Source organism: Bradyrhizobium sp. BWA-3-5 (assembly GCF_032917985.1).
GTDB lineage: Bacteria > Pseudomonadota > Alphaproteobacteria > Rhizobiales > Xanthobacteraceae > Bradyrhizobium.
Map to the genome: position 1 here is coordinate 129,246 of NZ_CP136627.1, position 14,272 is coordinate 143,517.

Consider the following 14,272-nt stretch of genomic DNA (forward strand, 5'->3'; position numbering starts at 1 on the left):
CGGTTCGAGGGCTGAAGACAAATGTATCGTTTCGAACTTCTCAAGGGCATCGTCACTGACCTGAGAAACGCCATTTGGTCTCCACGATTCTGCCTTTCGGGCCGGCGAAGCCGGTCACCGATGCCGATGTTGCCCGCGCGGGCTGGTCGTTGCCGATGGCCGGACTTCTGGTGGGCCTTGCCGGAGCAGCGATCTATTCGATCGCGCGCGAGGTCGGTTTGATGCCAGGCCCCGCCGCCATGCTGGCGCTGGCGGCCACGGTCCTTGTCACCGGCGCGATGCACGAGGACGGTCTTGCCGATACCGCCGACGGGCTCGGCGGCGGCCGGACGCGCGAGCGGAAGCTCGAGATCATGCGCGACAGCCGGATTGGCACCTATGGCGCGTGCGCGCTGATTGCATCGCTTACCTTGCGATGGAGTGCGCTCGAAACGATCGCAGAGCCAAAGTCGATTGCGGCTGCGCTATCCGTTGCACATGCGGCTGCACGCGCCGGCTTGCCCGCCTTCATGTGGCTGATCCCGCCGGCGCGATCGGACGGGCTTTCGGCCGGAGCCGGACGACCGCCGGGACAAAGCGCGGCCATTGCATTTGCTCTCGGGGCTCTTTGCCTGCTTTTCGGTTTCGGGCCGAGCAAGGCGATGATCGGAGTGATTTTGTTGGCGCTGGTCGGGCTGATACTGGCATGGCTTGCCACAAGGCAGATCGGAGGACAGACAGGTGACATATTGGGCGCGTTTGAGCAGATTGGCGAGATCGCGATTTTGCTGATGGCGGCCGCCCTCCTCCACAGGGAACTGCGACCCTGATGGTCCCGTTCGACGAAATTTTTCGCCGGCAACTGCGCGACCTGTTCGTGTGGCGCCGCGACGTGCGGCGCTTTCGTACCGATCCTCTGCCGAGCGATGCCATGGAGCGGCTCATTGAGGTCGCCTGCCTTTCTCCTTCGGTTGGCCTGAGTCAGCCTTGGCGGTTCATCATTGTCGAAGACCAGGCGAGACGCAGCGCTGTGATCGATGACTTCAAGACATGCAACGCCGATGCGCTGCATTCTTTTTCAAGCGAACGCGCCGCGCTGTACGCGACCCTGAAGCTCGCCGGCCTCGAAGAGGCGCCCGGTCATCTGGCCGTGTTCGCGGACAAGGCAAGCGATCTCGGTTATGGCCTCGGGAGTGCAACGATGCCGGAAATGATCGAATATTCCGTCGCCGCGGCCATCTGCTGCATGTGGCTCGCCGCACGCGCAGAGGGCATCGGACTTGGCTGGGTGTCGATCCTGAACCCTGAACGCATCCACGAGATTCTTGAAGTACCGGAGTCCTGGAAATTCATTGGCTATCTCTGCGTGGGCTATCCCCAGGGAGAGTTTGATCGACCCGAACTTGAACGCGCCAACTGGGAATATCGGCGAACGTCGAAGGAATTTACGGTTCGACGCTAACCCATTGGCGGCAGCGATCGGTCGAAGAATAGAGATTTGTAGTGTCTCAGTTTGCCGAAGTGAACTTTTTGGTTAACTCAGTATGGCTCTACGCCCCTCGCCTGCCAGCAGGCCAGCATGCTATCATATGAGCCTGGGTCAGCTTTCCGATAGTGATGTTTTGGGCTCGAGTAGGCGGCGGCACAAAGAACTCGCAGGCAGACCGGCCCTCGCCACGTCACGAATCAGCATGCCGGCTCGCTGTCGCTATGGTCATGCCTCCGGGCCCGAGAGTCCACGCAGAACGCAACTATCCCCGGTGGTTGTCCCGATTTTAACTTGTGGAAAGCTCTGCATCTGGACAATCCGTCCCGGGGACGAAGTCTTGAAGCGGACGCTCAAGATGAGGCAGAAGCCGCATAAATCTTCATTGGGGAGAAAAAGAGAAGCCCCGACCAGTGAAAAGAGGCGGGCGATCAGAGCGGGATTAGAGTTCTGATTTTGGCAATTGTTTCTGCAATTACCGCATCCGTGGCGCGGCCACGATGCTGCGATCTCCTGTCAAACCAAGAGATGCTCTTCACCTGGTCGCTGATTACCCATCCCGTGACTCCGCAGCCATCGGGCAGCTCGACCTGGAAGTTGTTAAGTTTGTCTTGAGATGTGATTGGGCACGCGACGCACAGGCGTGCAAATTGGTTGTAGCGCTTTGGACTCAAAACTAAAGCGGGGCGCCAGCCATCTTGCTCGCGTCCCGCCTGTGGATGAAAGTTGAGCCAAATGATATCGCCCCTATCTGGGCAATACGGCTCACCAGATTTCGTTGCCGACTGGTCCGTGAGTGTTGATTTCGCCATACACGTTCTCTGCGGTCATGCCCTCTAGGAGCTCGTCCAACGTGTAGACCGGACGATCCAAGGGTGTCACGACCAAAGAGCCGCCTTTGACCTGAATATCCGCAGCTTTTCCCTCGAAAACTTCGAGTTCTTTGGCTAGGCCAGAAGGAATACGAACGGCTAAGCTGTTGCCCCATTTGGAGAAATGCGCGTTCATGGCAGTACCCTACGGAAAGCTGTCAGAGCCCCAATGGCTCGTCGATACAATGACGATACACCAGTTTGGTTCCAGATGGGAGTATTTCAATACCGACCGCCCTATTAATTTCTGTTACCATTGATATCTGTGACCTTTGTCACTTAGATTGACTAGATCGCCATCGCAAGTAGACCCTCATAACAGCGCAGACGGCCGCAGTGCGGCTGGAAAGGGGTCAGCAAGTGGCTACCGGAACCAGGATTGAATATTTTCAGAAAATTGCTGTTGAGAGATCGTTTTTCAGGATCAGGCTTCCTTCGCCTGACCCCAATCGAACGGTGTGCCATCGACCCAGACGCAGTGAAGGATCACGGCGATCTTGCGGACGATGGCGACTTTTGCCTTTCTCATGCCAATTCGCTTGGCAAGCTTTATTCCCCAAGCCTTGAGAGAAGACCATTTCTTGGTCCGATAAAGCAGCACCGTCGCCGCCTCGAACAGGTAAGTCCGGAGCAGACGGTCGCCCCATCGGGATATCTTGCCGTTGATGTCCGTTTCACCAGATTGGCTGCGCCGCGGTGTAAGACCCAGATAGGCGCCGACGCTTGACGCCGATCGGAAGCGCGATGGATCGTCGATCGTGTGGCGGAACGTCAAAGCAGTCACCACGCCAACACCAGGAACCGTCATTAGACGGCGCGTCGTCTCATACGACTTCGCCAACTGGCGGACTTCGTTGTCGAATGTGCCTTGTTGCTTGCAGATCTGCTCATGGATCGACAGAAGCGGCGCGATCGCACTGAGGAGCTGATGATCTTTACCCAATAGCTCGCGAACCTGATTGCGGAATTGCAGTCCGATCGCACGGGGGAACAGCAAGCCGTATTCTTTGATGAGACTGCGGACCTGGTTCTCGATATCTCGACGAATGGCCACGAGCCGGGATCTCGCCACGAGTATCGCACGGATCTTCTGACTTTCCTCGCTCTTGACCTTGACTTCTCGATACCAGCCAACCCGTACCAGTTCGGCCAGACCTCGAGCATCGTTCTGATCGCTTTTGTTCATGCGCACTGACAAAGCCGCGTGCGCATGCCGAGCGTCGATACAGACCACTGGAAGATCAACCCTACGAAGCTCGTGCCACAGCCAACTCGCCATTGCCCCGGTCTCAAAACCAATGCGCTCGGCGTGTGGAGCCCGCTTCCGAAGCAGTGCCGTGAGCGCCCCGGGGTCGGACTTGGCCTTTCCCTCGAACAAGACCTGACCTACCTCGTCGAGCACACACACTGACGTTTCATTCTGCGAGACATCCAGCCCAACATATTGCTTCATAGCCCCTCCGATTCGTAAGATTGTGGAAGGCTTGAAGATAGCGGACCTTTCGTGCCGCGGGCGCCGGCCGCAATTACGTCATCGTCTGCAATATTGACCCCCTAAGCCGGGGGATCGGCGTCCAAAATTTGCAGGCCGATTGACACTGCTTGCCGGCGTGATCGCTTTTGCGCCCGGTGCGCTGAAGGACCGGCACGACCTCATCAATGCGTTCGACCGAGATCCAGACTTTCATGAATTCCGGCGGCGTGGCGTTTACGGTGTGCTAGTTCGAACAGCGGCTGCCAGAACCCCTCGCGATCATAAAACACGACGGGCTTGGCGTGTAGACCGAGTGGATGCCACAAAATCTCTACGGCCTCTTCCGAAGTCCCGATGCTGCCCGGCAGCACGACAAACGCATCGGAACGTTCGAACATCAGCATCTTGCGGTCATGCATGTTGGCGACAACGACGTGCTCCACCGTTTCGAGCGCCCGTTCCGGAGCAGTGAGGAACTCAGGGATAATGCCGAGCACGCGCCCACCGGCTTCGTGCGCGCGCGTGCGCAGGCTCCCATCAGGCCCGTGCCGCCACCGGCACAGATCAGCGTCAGCCCGGCTTGGCGCAAGAGTTAGGCCGAGGCGAACTGCGGAAGCCCGATAAGGCAGGGCGGCCTCATCTGTCGACCCGCAGAAAACACCAACAGATTTCACGAGCGTCAACGCCAATCGGTCCCTGCCGTTACCCGCGCTGCGCTCAGGCCATCTACTTGTGGCGGCTGCCGAAGCCCGTCACTTTCCAGCTCAGCGGCAGCTCAAGGAACTCCCGCGTCTGCCAGCGGGCATGGTCGAGGTACTCCTGGGCGATACCCTCGACGAGTTCTTCCCTAGTTTCAGCATCAAGGCTAAGCAGCCCCGCGACCGGCAGTGCTCGCTCGGCGGCGAAGCGGATTGCAACTCGATAGCCGTCAATATCGGCGAGAGCTTGATGCAGGCGCGGATCCCGCCAAAGCTCGACGAGTTCTTCCAACAACGAGGCTCGCCCCCCTCTGCGCTCAAACATCTCCCGCACGCGAGCACGGGCGCGGCTCAGGAACTCGGTTGGGTCGCCTAGTTCGAACCGATCCGACCGCCACTGAAAGCAGTCCCAATATTCATCGGCAATCATTGTGTTCAGCAACGAGACCGAGCCCCCTTCTAAAATGATCAGCCGGTGGCGAAGGGCGCATTCGGCGACCCGTAGCTTCAGCAGTTTGTGTGCTTCGTGCGCCGGGATTACGCCGTTGATAAGCTTCCGCGAGCAGACATAAATCCTTTGTGTGCCCCGCAGTTCGGCGGGTGTTGGCCGACCGCTTCCGGTGGGTATTTCGGCACAGCACTGCACCCGATCCAGCGATATCACCGGCGCGCCGGTCCGTTCGGCAGCGGCCACGGCGGCCGCCGTTTTTCCTGTGCTCGTGGGCCCCCAGATGAGATGAAGAATAGGATTCATTTATGCATCACCACGCATCTGGATCTGATTGGAGAAGCCGCGCCTAGTTGATGGCGCAAGCGTCGGGAGATAGCTGTGGAGCACCGCGACAACCTGCTCGCAACCACCCCTCTTCCATCCGTATGAAAACAGCAAACCGCTGGTCCTGCGCCCCGTAGGAACCGAGAAAGCCCATTCCACACTTTTCTCGCCCCCCACCAAACGGAGTAGATCCAGGCCAATTGCGGGCTCGATAGCATCGTAGAGCAGACATGCGCGCAGGCCCGGTTTCGCCAAGGCACTGAATAAATGAGCTTCGTGGTCCAAACGCGAGGATGAGAGGGGCGCTGTTGGATGGACGCAGGCGATGTCATTCTCCTCAATGTCGCAATTTGCTTCATTGACCGCGGAATGCAGGAGGACAAGACGCTTTCCACCAATTCGCGTTGGCAGCGTGCACCCGTGACTTCTGGTCCGCCCGGCGACCCAGGCCAACAACTCGGAAAAAACCGTAGCGAACTCAAAATCCTCAAAGCTGATGGCCTCCATGAGGCACAGTAACTGGAGGAAATCGGGAACATGGTTTGCGTCATACAGGGCCATGGAATCGCCTCCTTGAGTAGCAGTTGTGGGGCTCGGGTCGCGGGCAGCGACACGCGTCGGGTTCAACGGAGGAGAGCATCGCTCGTTGTCGCGCGTCTGCGTGCACTCAGCCCTCAGTCAGCGTTGCGGTATCGTGACTGCAACCGCCGCGCCAACGCCGACCCAGCTGTTTAGGCTGTTGATTGATTGAATTAAAATGGCGCCGTCGTGAAATCAACCGACATGTACGATGTCAGACACCGGACACAAGTCGCTGGCTGCGCCGGCAGGGAAAATGGCGGAATTGCCAGCGAGCAATTTCTCTGGGGCAACGCTCTGTTAGCTTCGGGAGACTTGGTTGCGGAATAACACAGAAGGCTCCGCCAACAGGCCTTCTCTCTGTGCTCATGGGGAGGACTCGGAGCAACGGTATCCGTCCGGTGAAGCTTTCAATACCCACAAATTCGACTCCGGCCATGGCGCCCAGCGCGATGTCAGTGAGGCGTGACAGCCCGCGCCACATAACGGTATTGCCAGGCGGCGGATCGCTGGCGCGGGCGAGATAACCGCCGAGCCGGGCGATCTTGATCAGATAGTGCGAGAGCGTTTTCTGTCTTGCTTTTGGGTTGTCGTTGACGAGGCCATCGAGCACGCCGATTTCAGTTGCAGTCAACGCGAGGGTTGGCGGTGCGTCTGGGGCGGAACGGTTGAGCATCGTCATCCAGAAGACCCGCCAAGTCAGGATGCAAAACAGCGAGATCAGATTGGTCAGACGCTGGGCAGTCCTGAGCTTCGACTCCTCAGCTTTGCAGCCCGATTTGAGGATCTTATGGAACACCTCGATCTTCCATCTCAAAGCATACCATTCGAGCTTCTCAATGGCGTCGGCCCGGGAATCAACAGGCAGGTCGGTGATCAGCTTCCAATCGATCTTCTTTCTGTTTTTTGGCGTCCCGCGCTCTTCGGCATGGATCACCGTCCCAACCTCCTGAAAGCTCACATCTAGAGAGGAGCGGGTCGGTCAATCTCCGGAAGCGTGATCACATCGTTGGATGCGTCGACAACCCGCATGACGGCCTGACCTGATCCATCTTCCCGGCGAACGGACTTCGCTTCGGGAAGGCTGGTGTCGTGCCCTGCCCCGAAAACTTACTTCTAATATCCGTTTTTGCTGCAAGTGTCCTAAGTTGAATTTCCCGATAGCCGAGCGAGCGCTTCCTGCGGCGAAACGCCCAAAAGGCTCGTGGGGCTGGTCGGTATCCGTCCGGCGTAGCTTCAATTACTCACAAATTCCCCTCCGACTATGGCGCTCAGCGCGATGTCGGCTAAGCTCGACAGGCCGCGCTACATGACAGGATTGCCGAGCGGCGGATCGCTGGAGCGGGCGAGATAGCCGCCGAGCCGGGCGATCTTGATCAGGTAGTGCGAGAGCATTTTTTGCTTTGGGTTTGTCGTTGACAAGGCGATCGAGCACGCCGATTTCAATCGCACTCAACGCGAGAGGTGGCAACGCGTTTGGGGCGGAACGATTGAGCATCGTCATCCAGAAGACCCGCCAACTCAGGATGCAAAGGAGAGATCAGATTGGTGAGGCGCTGGGCGGTGCTGAGCTTCGACTCCTTAGCTTTGCGACCCTATTTGAGAATCTTATGGGGCACCTCGATCTTCCATCTCAAAGCATCCATTCGAGCTTCTCAATGGCGTCGGTGCGGGAACCAACAGCCAGGTCGGTGATCAGCTTCCAATCGATCTTCTTTCTGCTTTTCGGCGTCCCGCGCTCTTCGGCATGGATCACCGTCAGCATCAGAGCGGGATAGCGATTCTACTTTCCGATCGGCGGCCGGATGCGAATCTTGCGATATCTGATTTAAAGAACGGCCCCGTCGCGATCGCCCTTGCTGTTGCTGACTTCGATGCCATGGCCCCCTTTGACAACGACCTTGTCCATTCTCGTCGACAATCGTGTGATCCCCGTCCAGCCAGACGGTGAGCCAGATGGGCGGCGATGCGGGCGAGGACATCAAGCCTGCGGGTCGAAGCCGTTCCTTTTTCGCCGATTATGCGACTGCCCAACTATGCCGAATGGTTTTGGGGAGGGCCCGTCGTTTGCGACGTACTTGCGGCTGGTCGAGCGGTCGTCGTCCCGGCTCCATTCGGCTCAGCTTGGCGTGTTATAGCGCCTCAAGGAAGGCGAGCAGGCGGTCACCACAAAATGCCATTGGCATAACATAGATTACGGGGTCGGAATTCGATCGGGTGTATCGACGGTAATGCAACCGCTCTTTGCGCGCGACACGCAGGTGCACAGCTTCCCGTTCGTCGCCCGCTCCTCGCCGCTGAAAAACACGTCGCGATGATCGACCGGGGCCGACGCCTCCAGGATCGGCAGGACGCACAGGCCACATTCTCCGCGTCGGCAACCGAAGATCATGTCGACGCCGGCATCTTCAAGCGCGTCCAGTATGGAGCGGTTGGCAGGAACGTCGACTTCGAGACCCAGTCGGGGAATTTTAATCTTGAACGGCGCGTCCGCAAAGTTGCCGGCATTGCCAAACGTCTCGTAGCGGAGGTGCGCCACGGGCCTGCCTGCTTCGTACCACAGGCGCCTGACCGCCTCCAACATGCCGAACGGGCCACACACATAGAGCTCGCCGCGCGGATCGAGTTGGGCGATCTCGCCGGCGATGTCGATGCGCTGTTCCTCTTCATCGACGAAGAGCTGAAGCCGTTCGCCAATATGACGGGCTAGCTCGTCTGCGAGCGCCAGGTCGCGGCGGCTGCGCGCGGCATAGAGCAGGCGAAACTTCGCGCCTGCTTGCTTCAGCGCCAGTGCCATCGTGTAGATCGGCGTGATGCCGATGCCGCCGGCAAGCAGCAGATATTCCGGCTGGCCGTAGCTCAATTCGAAGCTGTTGCTCGGCGCGGAGATCGTAAGCCGTTCGCCCGCCTTGAGGCGCCACATGCCGATAGACCCGCCCCGGCTGGACGCGAGCCGTTTGACGGCGATGCGATAGAGTCCGTCCGGACAAGGTCCCACCAGCGAATAGCTTCGAAGCTGCGGCCGGCCGTCAATGAGCACAACGACGTCGATGTGACTGCCGGGCGTTCCGGTGACGAATGCGCGGTCCGCCTCGATTTCGAAGAGAAGGACGTCAGGAGTAAGCTCGCGCGTGGCGCGAATGCGCGCGCTAACCCATTCGATCGGCTTGACCATAACTTTTCGCTCACTCGGTCGCAGCGTTTGCGATCATGCTGGTCTGTTCGTCGGCCAACATCCCGGCGATCAGCCGCCGTGCCCAGAGCGCGCCTGCATCGATGTTGAGATCGTAGAAGGGCGAACGCGGGTTCTTCTCGATCGCGGCCTGCTGCGCCTCCAACACCCTGTGATCCTGATCGTAGACGCCCGCTCCGCCATTGACGTGGGCGAGCTGGAGCTCTCTCGTCAATTCCGCATCATTCCTGCGATAATTTCGGACGAAGTTCCAGAAATAATGGCAGGTCGTCTCGGTCTCGGGGCTGATCGCCGCCAAGAACGCACCGTTGACGCCGTGCGAGCGCTCGCCTTGCGGCGCGCCCGTACCTGTCGGCGCCACGCCGACGTCGCCGACGACGACCGACGGTGCCTGGAACGTCACGATCTGCCAGCGATCGACACGGCCCGGCCGTCCGAGCTGGCGCGCCCAGAACGGGGGCGGCTCAATGTCGATCATCCAGCGGGTCATCGTCGCGGTGTCGCCAGTGTGGGTCACATCGAAGGGCGCGGCCGTGATCGCCTCGTCGCCGATGCTGTCAGCATGCACATAAGTCTCGTGCGTGAGGTCCATGAGGTTATCGATTACAAGGCGATAGTCGCATTTCAGCTGATAGAACGTGCCGCCCTCGCCGACCCATTGCCTGCCGTCGTTCCAGTGAAAATTCGGAATTTTTGCAGGGTCCGCCAGCGCGGGATCACCGGGCCACAACCAGACCAGCCGATGCCGCTCGGCGACCGGATAGACGCGTACGCAGGCTGACGGATTGATCGTCTTCTGCGCGGGCATGTAGGTGCAGCGGCCGGCCGAATTAAAGACCAGCCCGTGATAGCCACACATAACGTCATCGCCCTTGAGATGTCCTAGCGACAGCGGCAGCAGCCGGTGCCAGCAGGCATCCTCCAGTGCGGCGATCACGCCGTCGGTGAGCCGGTAGAGCACAACGTTCTTGCCGCAGATGGTGCGGGGGGAAAGCTCGCGGCCGATTTCGTGGCACCATGCAGCCGCGTACCAGGCGTTGAGCGGAAAAGGCTTGGATACGTTCATGGGTAGTGTCTCTCCCTGGTCCGGTCGATGTTCGCCGGCTTGTCTCAACCCATTCCAGCGGCCCGCGCCTTGCCGCTCTTGGCACGAGACGTGCCTCGGCGGTCAATCATCACCCTCAGATGACATACTTCGCAATTAGCAAGCCACGCCGCTCGAATTGTTTGTCAATGAGCTACAGGCATGGCGAAGCCTACAACCTGACACGACATTAGATTACCAGACGAACTTCGCGCCCTCCGGCAGTTCGCAGACAAATTCGCCCTGGGTCGCGGCTTCGGCCGCCCCGGCGGCCAGCTTCGAGGCTCGCACCGTGAGCTTGCCGTCGCGGCTGAGGCTGTGGCGAATGTATTCCGTCACCGGGCGTCCCGAGCTGTCCACAGTTTGATGCGCATTGGCGAAGCTGATGCCATTCTGGGCGGTCACCCTGAAGGCACTGATAACCAGCCCGCCCTGCACGGCCGGCCCGGGCTTGCCGCCATCTACGGTGGTACACCGGTTGAGGTCCAGTATGAGCTTCACATTCTTGCCGGCGTGCAAAGCACTGAGCACCTCGGCGTATTTCGGCGAGGGCTCATCAGCCTGGGCCATCGTGCTTACGCTTGCAGCCAGAAGCAAGGAAAACAGGATCGTCAGGTTTCCGTTGAGCTGCATATGCTCTTCTCTCCACTTGAACCACAGGCTGCGCGAGCGCCAACTTGCCCGATGTCCTATCGCAAACAGCTTCGTGGAATCCAGACATCAGGCACGTTCGCCTCGCGACAACTACACGTGTCGCAACCGCGCGCAAGTGGTTGCGAAGGCTAATCTGACGTCACAAACTCGTATGTAAGGTTTGCGAAGTGGAGTCACAATTTGTGACACCCTCTGCACTATTTGGTCCAGCGGTCGCGGCGCCGAAAGGACGAATGGCACTCAAACACGCGATCGGCCGGTCTTGCCGTCATTTCGTCATCCTGCCTTTCCGGAGGTGCCGAAATGTCGCGCGAGCAGTAGCTCGGACGTTTCGGTCATCTCGATGCGCTGGGGTCGCCGCCGACCAACGCGAGCACGGTGCGATTCCCGCCGCGCCACGTGCTGCCGACGAGCGCGATGTTGATGTGGATGGTCTGCCCCGTTTCAAATCGAGTGATTTTTTGATCCAGAACCGCATGGCTCCCCCTCTTCGATCCGGGCCAGGCGGACGCCCGCCGTTACGCTAGCACCCTCAGCTCGCGCGCGGCCGCAACCGTGTTGGTAAGCGCCGGCCTCACCTCTTCCCATTTGCGCGTCTTCAGGCCGCAATCCGGGTTGATCCAGAGCTGTGCATCCGAGAGGCGCTGCCGCGCGAGCTTGGTACCCGCGGCGAATGGATATCATAGACGCCGGGGCCGATCTCGTCGGGTAGCGGTAGTGCTTGAAGGCGTCGAGGACCTCCATCTTGGAGCGCGATGTCTCGATTGAGATGACGTCGGCATCCATCGCACCGATCGCGTCGATGATCTGGTTGAGCTCCGAACAGCACATGTGGGTGTGGATCTGCGTCTCGTCGCGCACGCCCGAGGAGCAGATGCGGAAGATCTCGACGGCCCAGTCGAGATAGCTCTTCCAGTCGGATTGCGCAGCGGCAGGCCTTCGCGGAGCGCCGCCCCGTCGATCTGGATAATCCCGGCGCCGCCGGCCTCGAGATCGGCGACTTCGTCGCGGATCGCCAGCGCAATCTGCCGGCAGGCCTCGCTGCGTGGAATGTCGTCCCGGACGAACGACCAGTTGAGGATAGTGACCGGACCGGTCAGCATCGCCTTCATCGGCTTTGCCGTCAGCGACTGCGCGTATGTCCACCACTCGACGGTCATGGCTTTTCCGTCCGACCTTCTTGGCATCTTGGATGTCGGCAATGCCCGAGACCAGGGTGCAGAAGGTGATCGGCGCGATCACCATCTTGATCAGCTTGATGAAGCCGTCCCCGAGCGCCTTGATCCATTCGTTAGTAGCAAAGTTTGGCCACAGCCAGCCGACGATCGCGCCGAGCACAATCGCAATCAGCACTTGAACGTAGAGGATTCGGTCCCACGGTTTTGAGGCGCTCGGCGTTACCGGGCCTGTCGTCGCGATCGTTGCCCCATTACGTTGATATCCCCTCTTCTTTCCTGCATTGTCGCTTAAGCGTTGCGTCGCGCATCCGATGATATGGATCTTCCAAGATCTCACGTTCTTTTAGGAAGTGGCATGCGAGCGTACAGAAGAGCCATCCTAGGACTACGTCCTCACCCGATTTGGACGCGTTCGTTCGAGTTGGAGTGTACACTGCGCATAATAGCCTTCGTTCATCCGAAAAGACGAGTTGCTCTCCGTCGAAGAGACCGGAGTTCTCGCCTTTCATTTGTTGCCGAAATTCAGATCAGCGAGAGACATGCACGCCAGTCCGGTAAACCCCGAAAGGATTCCGCTTTCGCTCCAACCACATCCCGAGACGACACCAATACTTAATCAAACGGCAGAGGCAATTGCGATTATGAACCTAATGAAGGGACCGAGCTCGATCTTACTTATGACTGCGCGTCCAAAAATGAGTCTGGCGATCTCTGTTCGGTTCGTGGGAGTTCGCAGATCTTTCGGTAGCCCCGCGAAGGCTTCATCAAAAATTCTTCCCAAATCCGAAAGCTGTTCTGGATCGTATACGATGCTTTGTTCCCGGATTAGTTGCCCCACTCCACCGCTTGTGACCGCACTGCCGGTTAGCTGCTCGCGCTCCGGGCAGAACCCGAGTCGTGCCGCTATCAACTCGCTTGTAAGTTCGTTGAGCGCTTGCGCCGCCTCAAGCGCGTTCTTGCCTTCGCAGATCAGTCTTGCAACCTCTTCTATTTGCTGCTCGATGCTCTGCTTGAGGTGCTGCACGCGCGCATCGCAGCGATGAACGTGTACAGCAGGTTCTACAGGCTGCGGTCCAGTGAGGTTCGGATCTGGACCGATCTTAACTTGGATCAACGTGACAAATTTGACGAGATTCTGCAGAGGAACGGATAGAAATCGAAGTGGGAGCGCATAAAGCGCTGTCACCCAATGATGTCGTTTCAGGCGCTCTATTGGCCTCGGTTTTCTAGACCCGTACACTGTCATAGTCATGACTGCCTCATGAATTGTTCTGGCATGAATTCGGAATCAATGCACGCCAGCAGCTCGCTGTCGCGCGAGCACTTAGCTTCTGTACTGAGACATGCCGGCCCGCAGAGCGCGAACGTCTGATGACGGCCCCTAGTAATCGACAATCAATTTTCACGATCTGCTATGTTTTAGTTGCATCTCAGCCGGCGCTTTGACTAGCAGCAGTTGTTCCGATTGGTAAAATAGATTGTTCTGATTGAAGGCATTCACAGTTTGGATAGAAAGACGGAGCCAATTAGCTTCATTAGAAAGTGAAGGCGCGGCCTTCGAAACTTGTTTGACGGCCGACGAATGCACGACGACTGTCTCTGGACAGACGATTTGAGAGGTCAGGACTGTCAAACCGCGCGTTCGTCCGGCGCCAAGCTGTTTGAAGCGCGGATACTGGCGTGCGCCAACGCGCGCGGCCTCTTCGTCAACAACGCGCGAACGCTTCAGGGCACGTGCCACCCCTGGTTTGATGGCCTAGACCCGACTGTTAACTTCTCTCCGCAATGGCGTGATTGACCTCTGCGTTTCCCTCGAAACTAACTAGGAGCACATCACTCTGAGCAACAGGATTGTGGCCAGTCCTTCCGTCCTTCCGCACGATCACCTCTTAGCTTTGCAACACATCATCTGCGGAACCCGATTTGAGGCGCCAGACTGTTTTGCTTAGGATGCATTTTGAGTTGGGCCGAGCGTCGAGCGCAAAGCTGTCACGCGCCTCACTATTGCGCATCTCAGAACGGGCAGCGCATCTGGATGATGCGCAGCACGTCTAACCGAGCGCGAAACGGACCGCCTTTGCGGCCGTTCAAATCTCTCTGCTGAGACTCTGGGCCGACAACAACGAGAGCACTCGCACATAACTACGAACGGCTAGATGCATTTAGCGTAACCGTCCGGTGAGGCTTTCAATTACCCATAACTTTGACCACTCGGACTGATCCGCTGATCGGCGAAATCTTGAGTCGAAAGAATCACTTGTGATTCCTTGCTGAGCACCTGATTCGCGAGGGGGTGCTCT

Annotated in this window: 13 protein-coding genes and 4 pseudogenes; 2 read left to right on the forward strand and 15 right to left on the reverse strand. The window is 58.5% G+C overall.

The features are described 5' to 3' along the window. The first annotated feature begins 21 nt into the window (after positions 1-21). Together cobS and bluB are read left to right on the forward strand one after the other, a co-directional pair. Positions 22-809, forward strand: a pseudogene (gene cobS, locus RX331_RS38565) (adenosylcobinamide-GDP ribazoletransferase). Next, positions 809-1,441: a 5,6-dimethylbenzimidazole synthase gene (bluB, locus tag RX331_RS38570; RefSeq protein WP_317252742.1), complete on the forward strand. Its 633-nt coding sequence runs from the start codon at positions 809-811 to the stop codon at positions 1,439-1,441. Before cobS ends, bluB begins: the two are co-directional and overlap by 1 nt. Before the next feature lie 455 nt (positions 1,442-1,896). Here bluB and RX331_RS38575 read toward each other — a convergent pair whose 3' ends face one another. The 15 genes and pseudogenes from RX331_RS38575 to RX331_RS38645 all read right to left on the reverse strand — a co-directional run bounded on the left by RX331_RS38575 (position 1,897) and on the right by RX331_RS38645 (position 13,713). Beyond that, positions 1,897-2,277 carry a type II toxin-antitoxin system PemK/MazF family toxin gene (locus RX331_RS38575; RefSeq protein WP_317258392.1) on the reverse strand — a complete coding sequence of 127 codons (381 nt, stop codon included), beginning with the start codon at positions 2,275-2,277 and terminating at the stop codon, positions 1,897-1,899. Then, the gene (locus RX331_RS38580) at positions 2,231-2,473 is read right to left on the reverse strand and encodes an AbrB/MazE/SpoVT family DNA-binding domain-containing protein (RefSeq protein WP_317252743.1); all 243 of its coding nucleotides are present in this window, start codon (positions 2,471-2,473) and stop codon (positions 2,231-2,233) included. Before RX331_RS38580 ends, RX331_RS38575 begins: the two co-directional genes overlap by 47 nt. A gap of 288 nt (positions 2,474-2,761) precedes the next feature. After that, positions 2,762-3,790: an IS110 family transposase gene (locus RX331_RS38585; RefSeq protein WP_317252744.1), complete on the reverse strand. Its 1,029-nt coding sequence runs from the start codon at positions 3,788-3,790 to the stop codon at positions 2,762-2,764. Between the two features lie 203 nt (positions 3,791-3,993). Further along, the gene (locus RX331_RS38590; protein ID WP_317252745.1) at positions 3,994-4,500 is read right to left on the reverse strand and encodes an LOG family protein; all 507 of its coding nucleotides are present in this window, start codon (positions 4,498-4,500) and stop codon (positions 3,994-3,996) included. 37 nt (positions 4,501-4,537) lie between these two features. Next, positions 4,538-5,263: an isopentenyl transferase family protein gene (locus RX331_RS38595; RefSeq protein WP_317252746.1), complete on the reverse strand. Its 726-nt coding sequence runs from the start codon at positions 5,261-5,263 to the stop codon at positions 4,538-4,540. Further along, the gene (locus RX331_RS38600; protein WP_317252747.1) at positions 5,264-5,845 is read right to left on the reverse strand and encodes a hypothetical protein; all 582 of its coding nucleotides are present in this window, start codon (positions 5,843-5,845) and stop codon (positions 5,264-5,266) included. Between the two features lie 457 nt (positions 5,846-6,302). Then, positions 6,303-6,803 (reverse strand): annotated as a pseudogene (locus RX331_RS38605) (IS4 family transposase); the annotation flags it as partial. 693 nt (positions 6,804-7,496) lie between these two features. Next, on the reverse strand, positions 7,497-7,628 hold the full coding sequence (locus RX331_RS38610) for a hypothetical protein (protein ID WP_317252749.1): 132 nt from the start codon (positions 7,626-7,628) through the stop codon (positions 7,497-7,499). Positions 7,629-8,057: 429 nt separating this feature from the next. Then, positions 8,058-9,038, reverse strand: a complete 981-nt coding sequence (locus RX331_RS38615) for a PDR/VanB family oxidoreductase (RefSeq protein WP_317258393.1) — start codon at positions 9,036-9,038, stop codon at positions 8,058-8,060. Positions 9,039-9,048: 10 nt separating this feature from the next. Continuing rightward, positions 9,049-10,122 (reverse strand): aromatic ring-hydroxylating dioxygenase subunit alpha, encoded by a 1,074-nt coding sequence (locus RX331_RS38620; RefSeq protein WP_317252751.1) that lies wholly within the window; start codon positions 10,120-10,122, stop codon positions 9,049-9,051. A 213-nt stretch (positions 10,123-10,335) separates the two neighbouring features. Continuing rightward, the gene (locus RX331_RS38625; RefSeq protein ID WP_317252752.1) at positions 10,336-10,773 is read right to left on the reverse strand and encodes a VirK family protein; all 438 of its coding nucleotides are present in this window, start codon (positions 10,771-10,773) and stop codon (positions 10,336-10,338) included. Positions 10,774-11,312: 539 nt separating this feature from the next. Beyond that, a pseudogene (locus RX331_RS38630) lies at positions 11,313-11,960 on the reverse strand (5-methyltetrahydropteroyltriglutamate--homocysteine S-methyltransferase); the annotation flags it as partial. A 1-nt stretch (position 11,961) separates the two neighbouring features. Further along, positions 11,962-12,213 (reverse strand): annotated as a pseudogene (locus tag RX331_RS38635) (cation:dicarboxylate symporter family transporter); the annotation flags it as partial. 375 nt (positions 12,214-12,588) lie between these two features. Continuing rightward, positions 12,589-13,158, reverse strand: a complete 570-nt coding sequence (locus RX331_RS38640; protein WP_317252753.1) for a hypothetical protein — start codon at positions 13,156-13,158, stop codon at positions 12,589-12,591. A 216-nt stretch (positions 13,159-13,374) separates the two neighbouring features. Beyond that, complete coding sequence (locus RX331_RS38645; protein ID WP_317252754.1) at positions 13,375-13,713, reverse strand: hypothetical protein; 339 nt, start codon at positions 13,711-13,713, stop codon at positions 13,375-13,377. Positions 13,714-14,272: the final 559 nt, after the last annotated feature.

What these genes read in the sequence shown, in the direction of transcription:
- bluB (WP_317252742.1), top strand. Translation starts at nt 809, where the DNA reads ATGGTCCCGTTCGACGAAATTTTTCGCCGGCAACTGCGCGACCTGTTC.
- RX331_RS38575 (WP_317258392.1), bottom strand. Translation starts at nt 2,277, where the DNA reads ATGGCGAAATCAACACTCACGGACCAGTCGGCAACGAAATCTGGTGAG.
- RX331_RS38580 (WP_317252743.1), bottom strand. Translation starts at nt 2,473, where the DNA reads ATGAACGCGCATTTCTCCAAATGGGGCAACAGCTTAGCCGTTCGTATT.
- RX331_RS38585 (WP_317252744.1), bottom strand. Translation starts at nt 3,790, where the DNA reads ATGAAGCAATATGTTGGGCTGGATGTCTCGCAGAATGAAACGTCAGTG.
- RX331_RS38595 (WP_317252746.1), bottom strand. Translation starts at nt 5,263, where the DNA reads ATGAATCCTATTCTTCATCTCATCTGGGGGCCCACGAGCACAGGAAAA.
- RX331_RS38600 (WP_317252747.1), bottom strand. Translation starts at nt 5,845, where the DNA reads ATGGCCCTGTATGACGCAAACCATGTTCCCGATTTCCTCCAGTTACTG.
- RX331_RS38610 (WP_317252749.1), bottom strand. Translation starts at nt 7,628, where the DNA reads ATGCTGACGGTGATCCATGCCGAAGAGCGCGGGACGCCGAAAAGCAGA.
- RX331_RS38615 (WP_317258393.1), bottom strand. Translation starts at nt 9,038, where the DNA reads ATGGTCAAGCCGATCGAATGGGTTAGCGCGCGCATTCGCGCCACGCGC.
- RX331_RS38620 (WP_317252751.1), bottom strand. Translation starts at nt 10,122, where the DNA reads ATGAACGTATCCAAGCCTTTTCCGCTCAACGCCTGGTACGCGGCTGCA.
- RX331_RS38625 (WP_317252752.1), bottom strand. Translation starts at nt 10,773, where the DNA reads ATGCAGCTCAACGGAAACCTGACGATCCTGTTTTCCTTGCTTCTGGCT.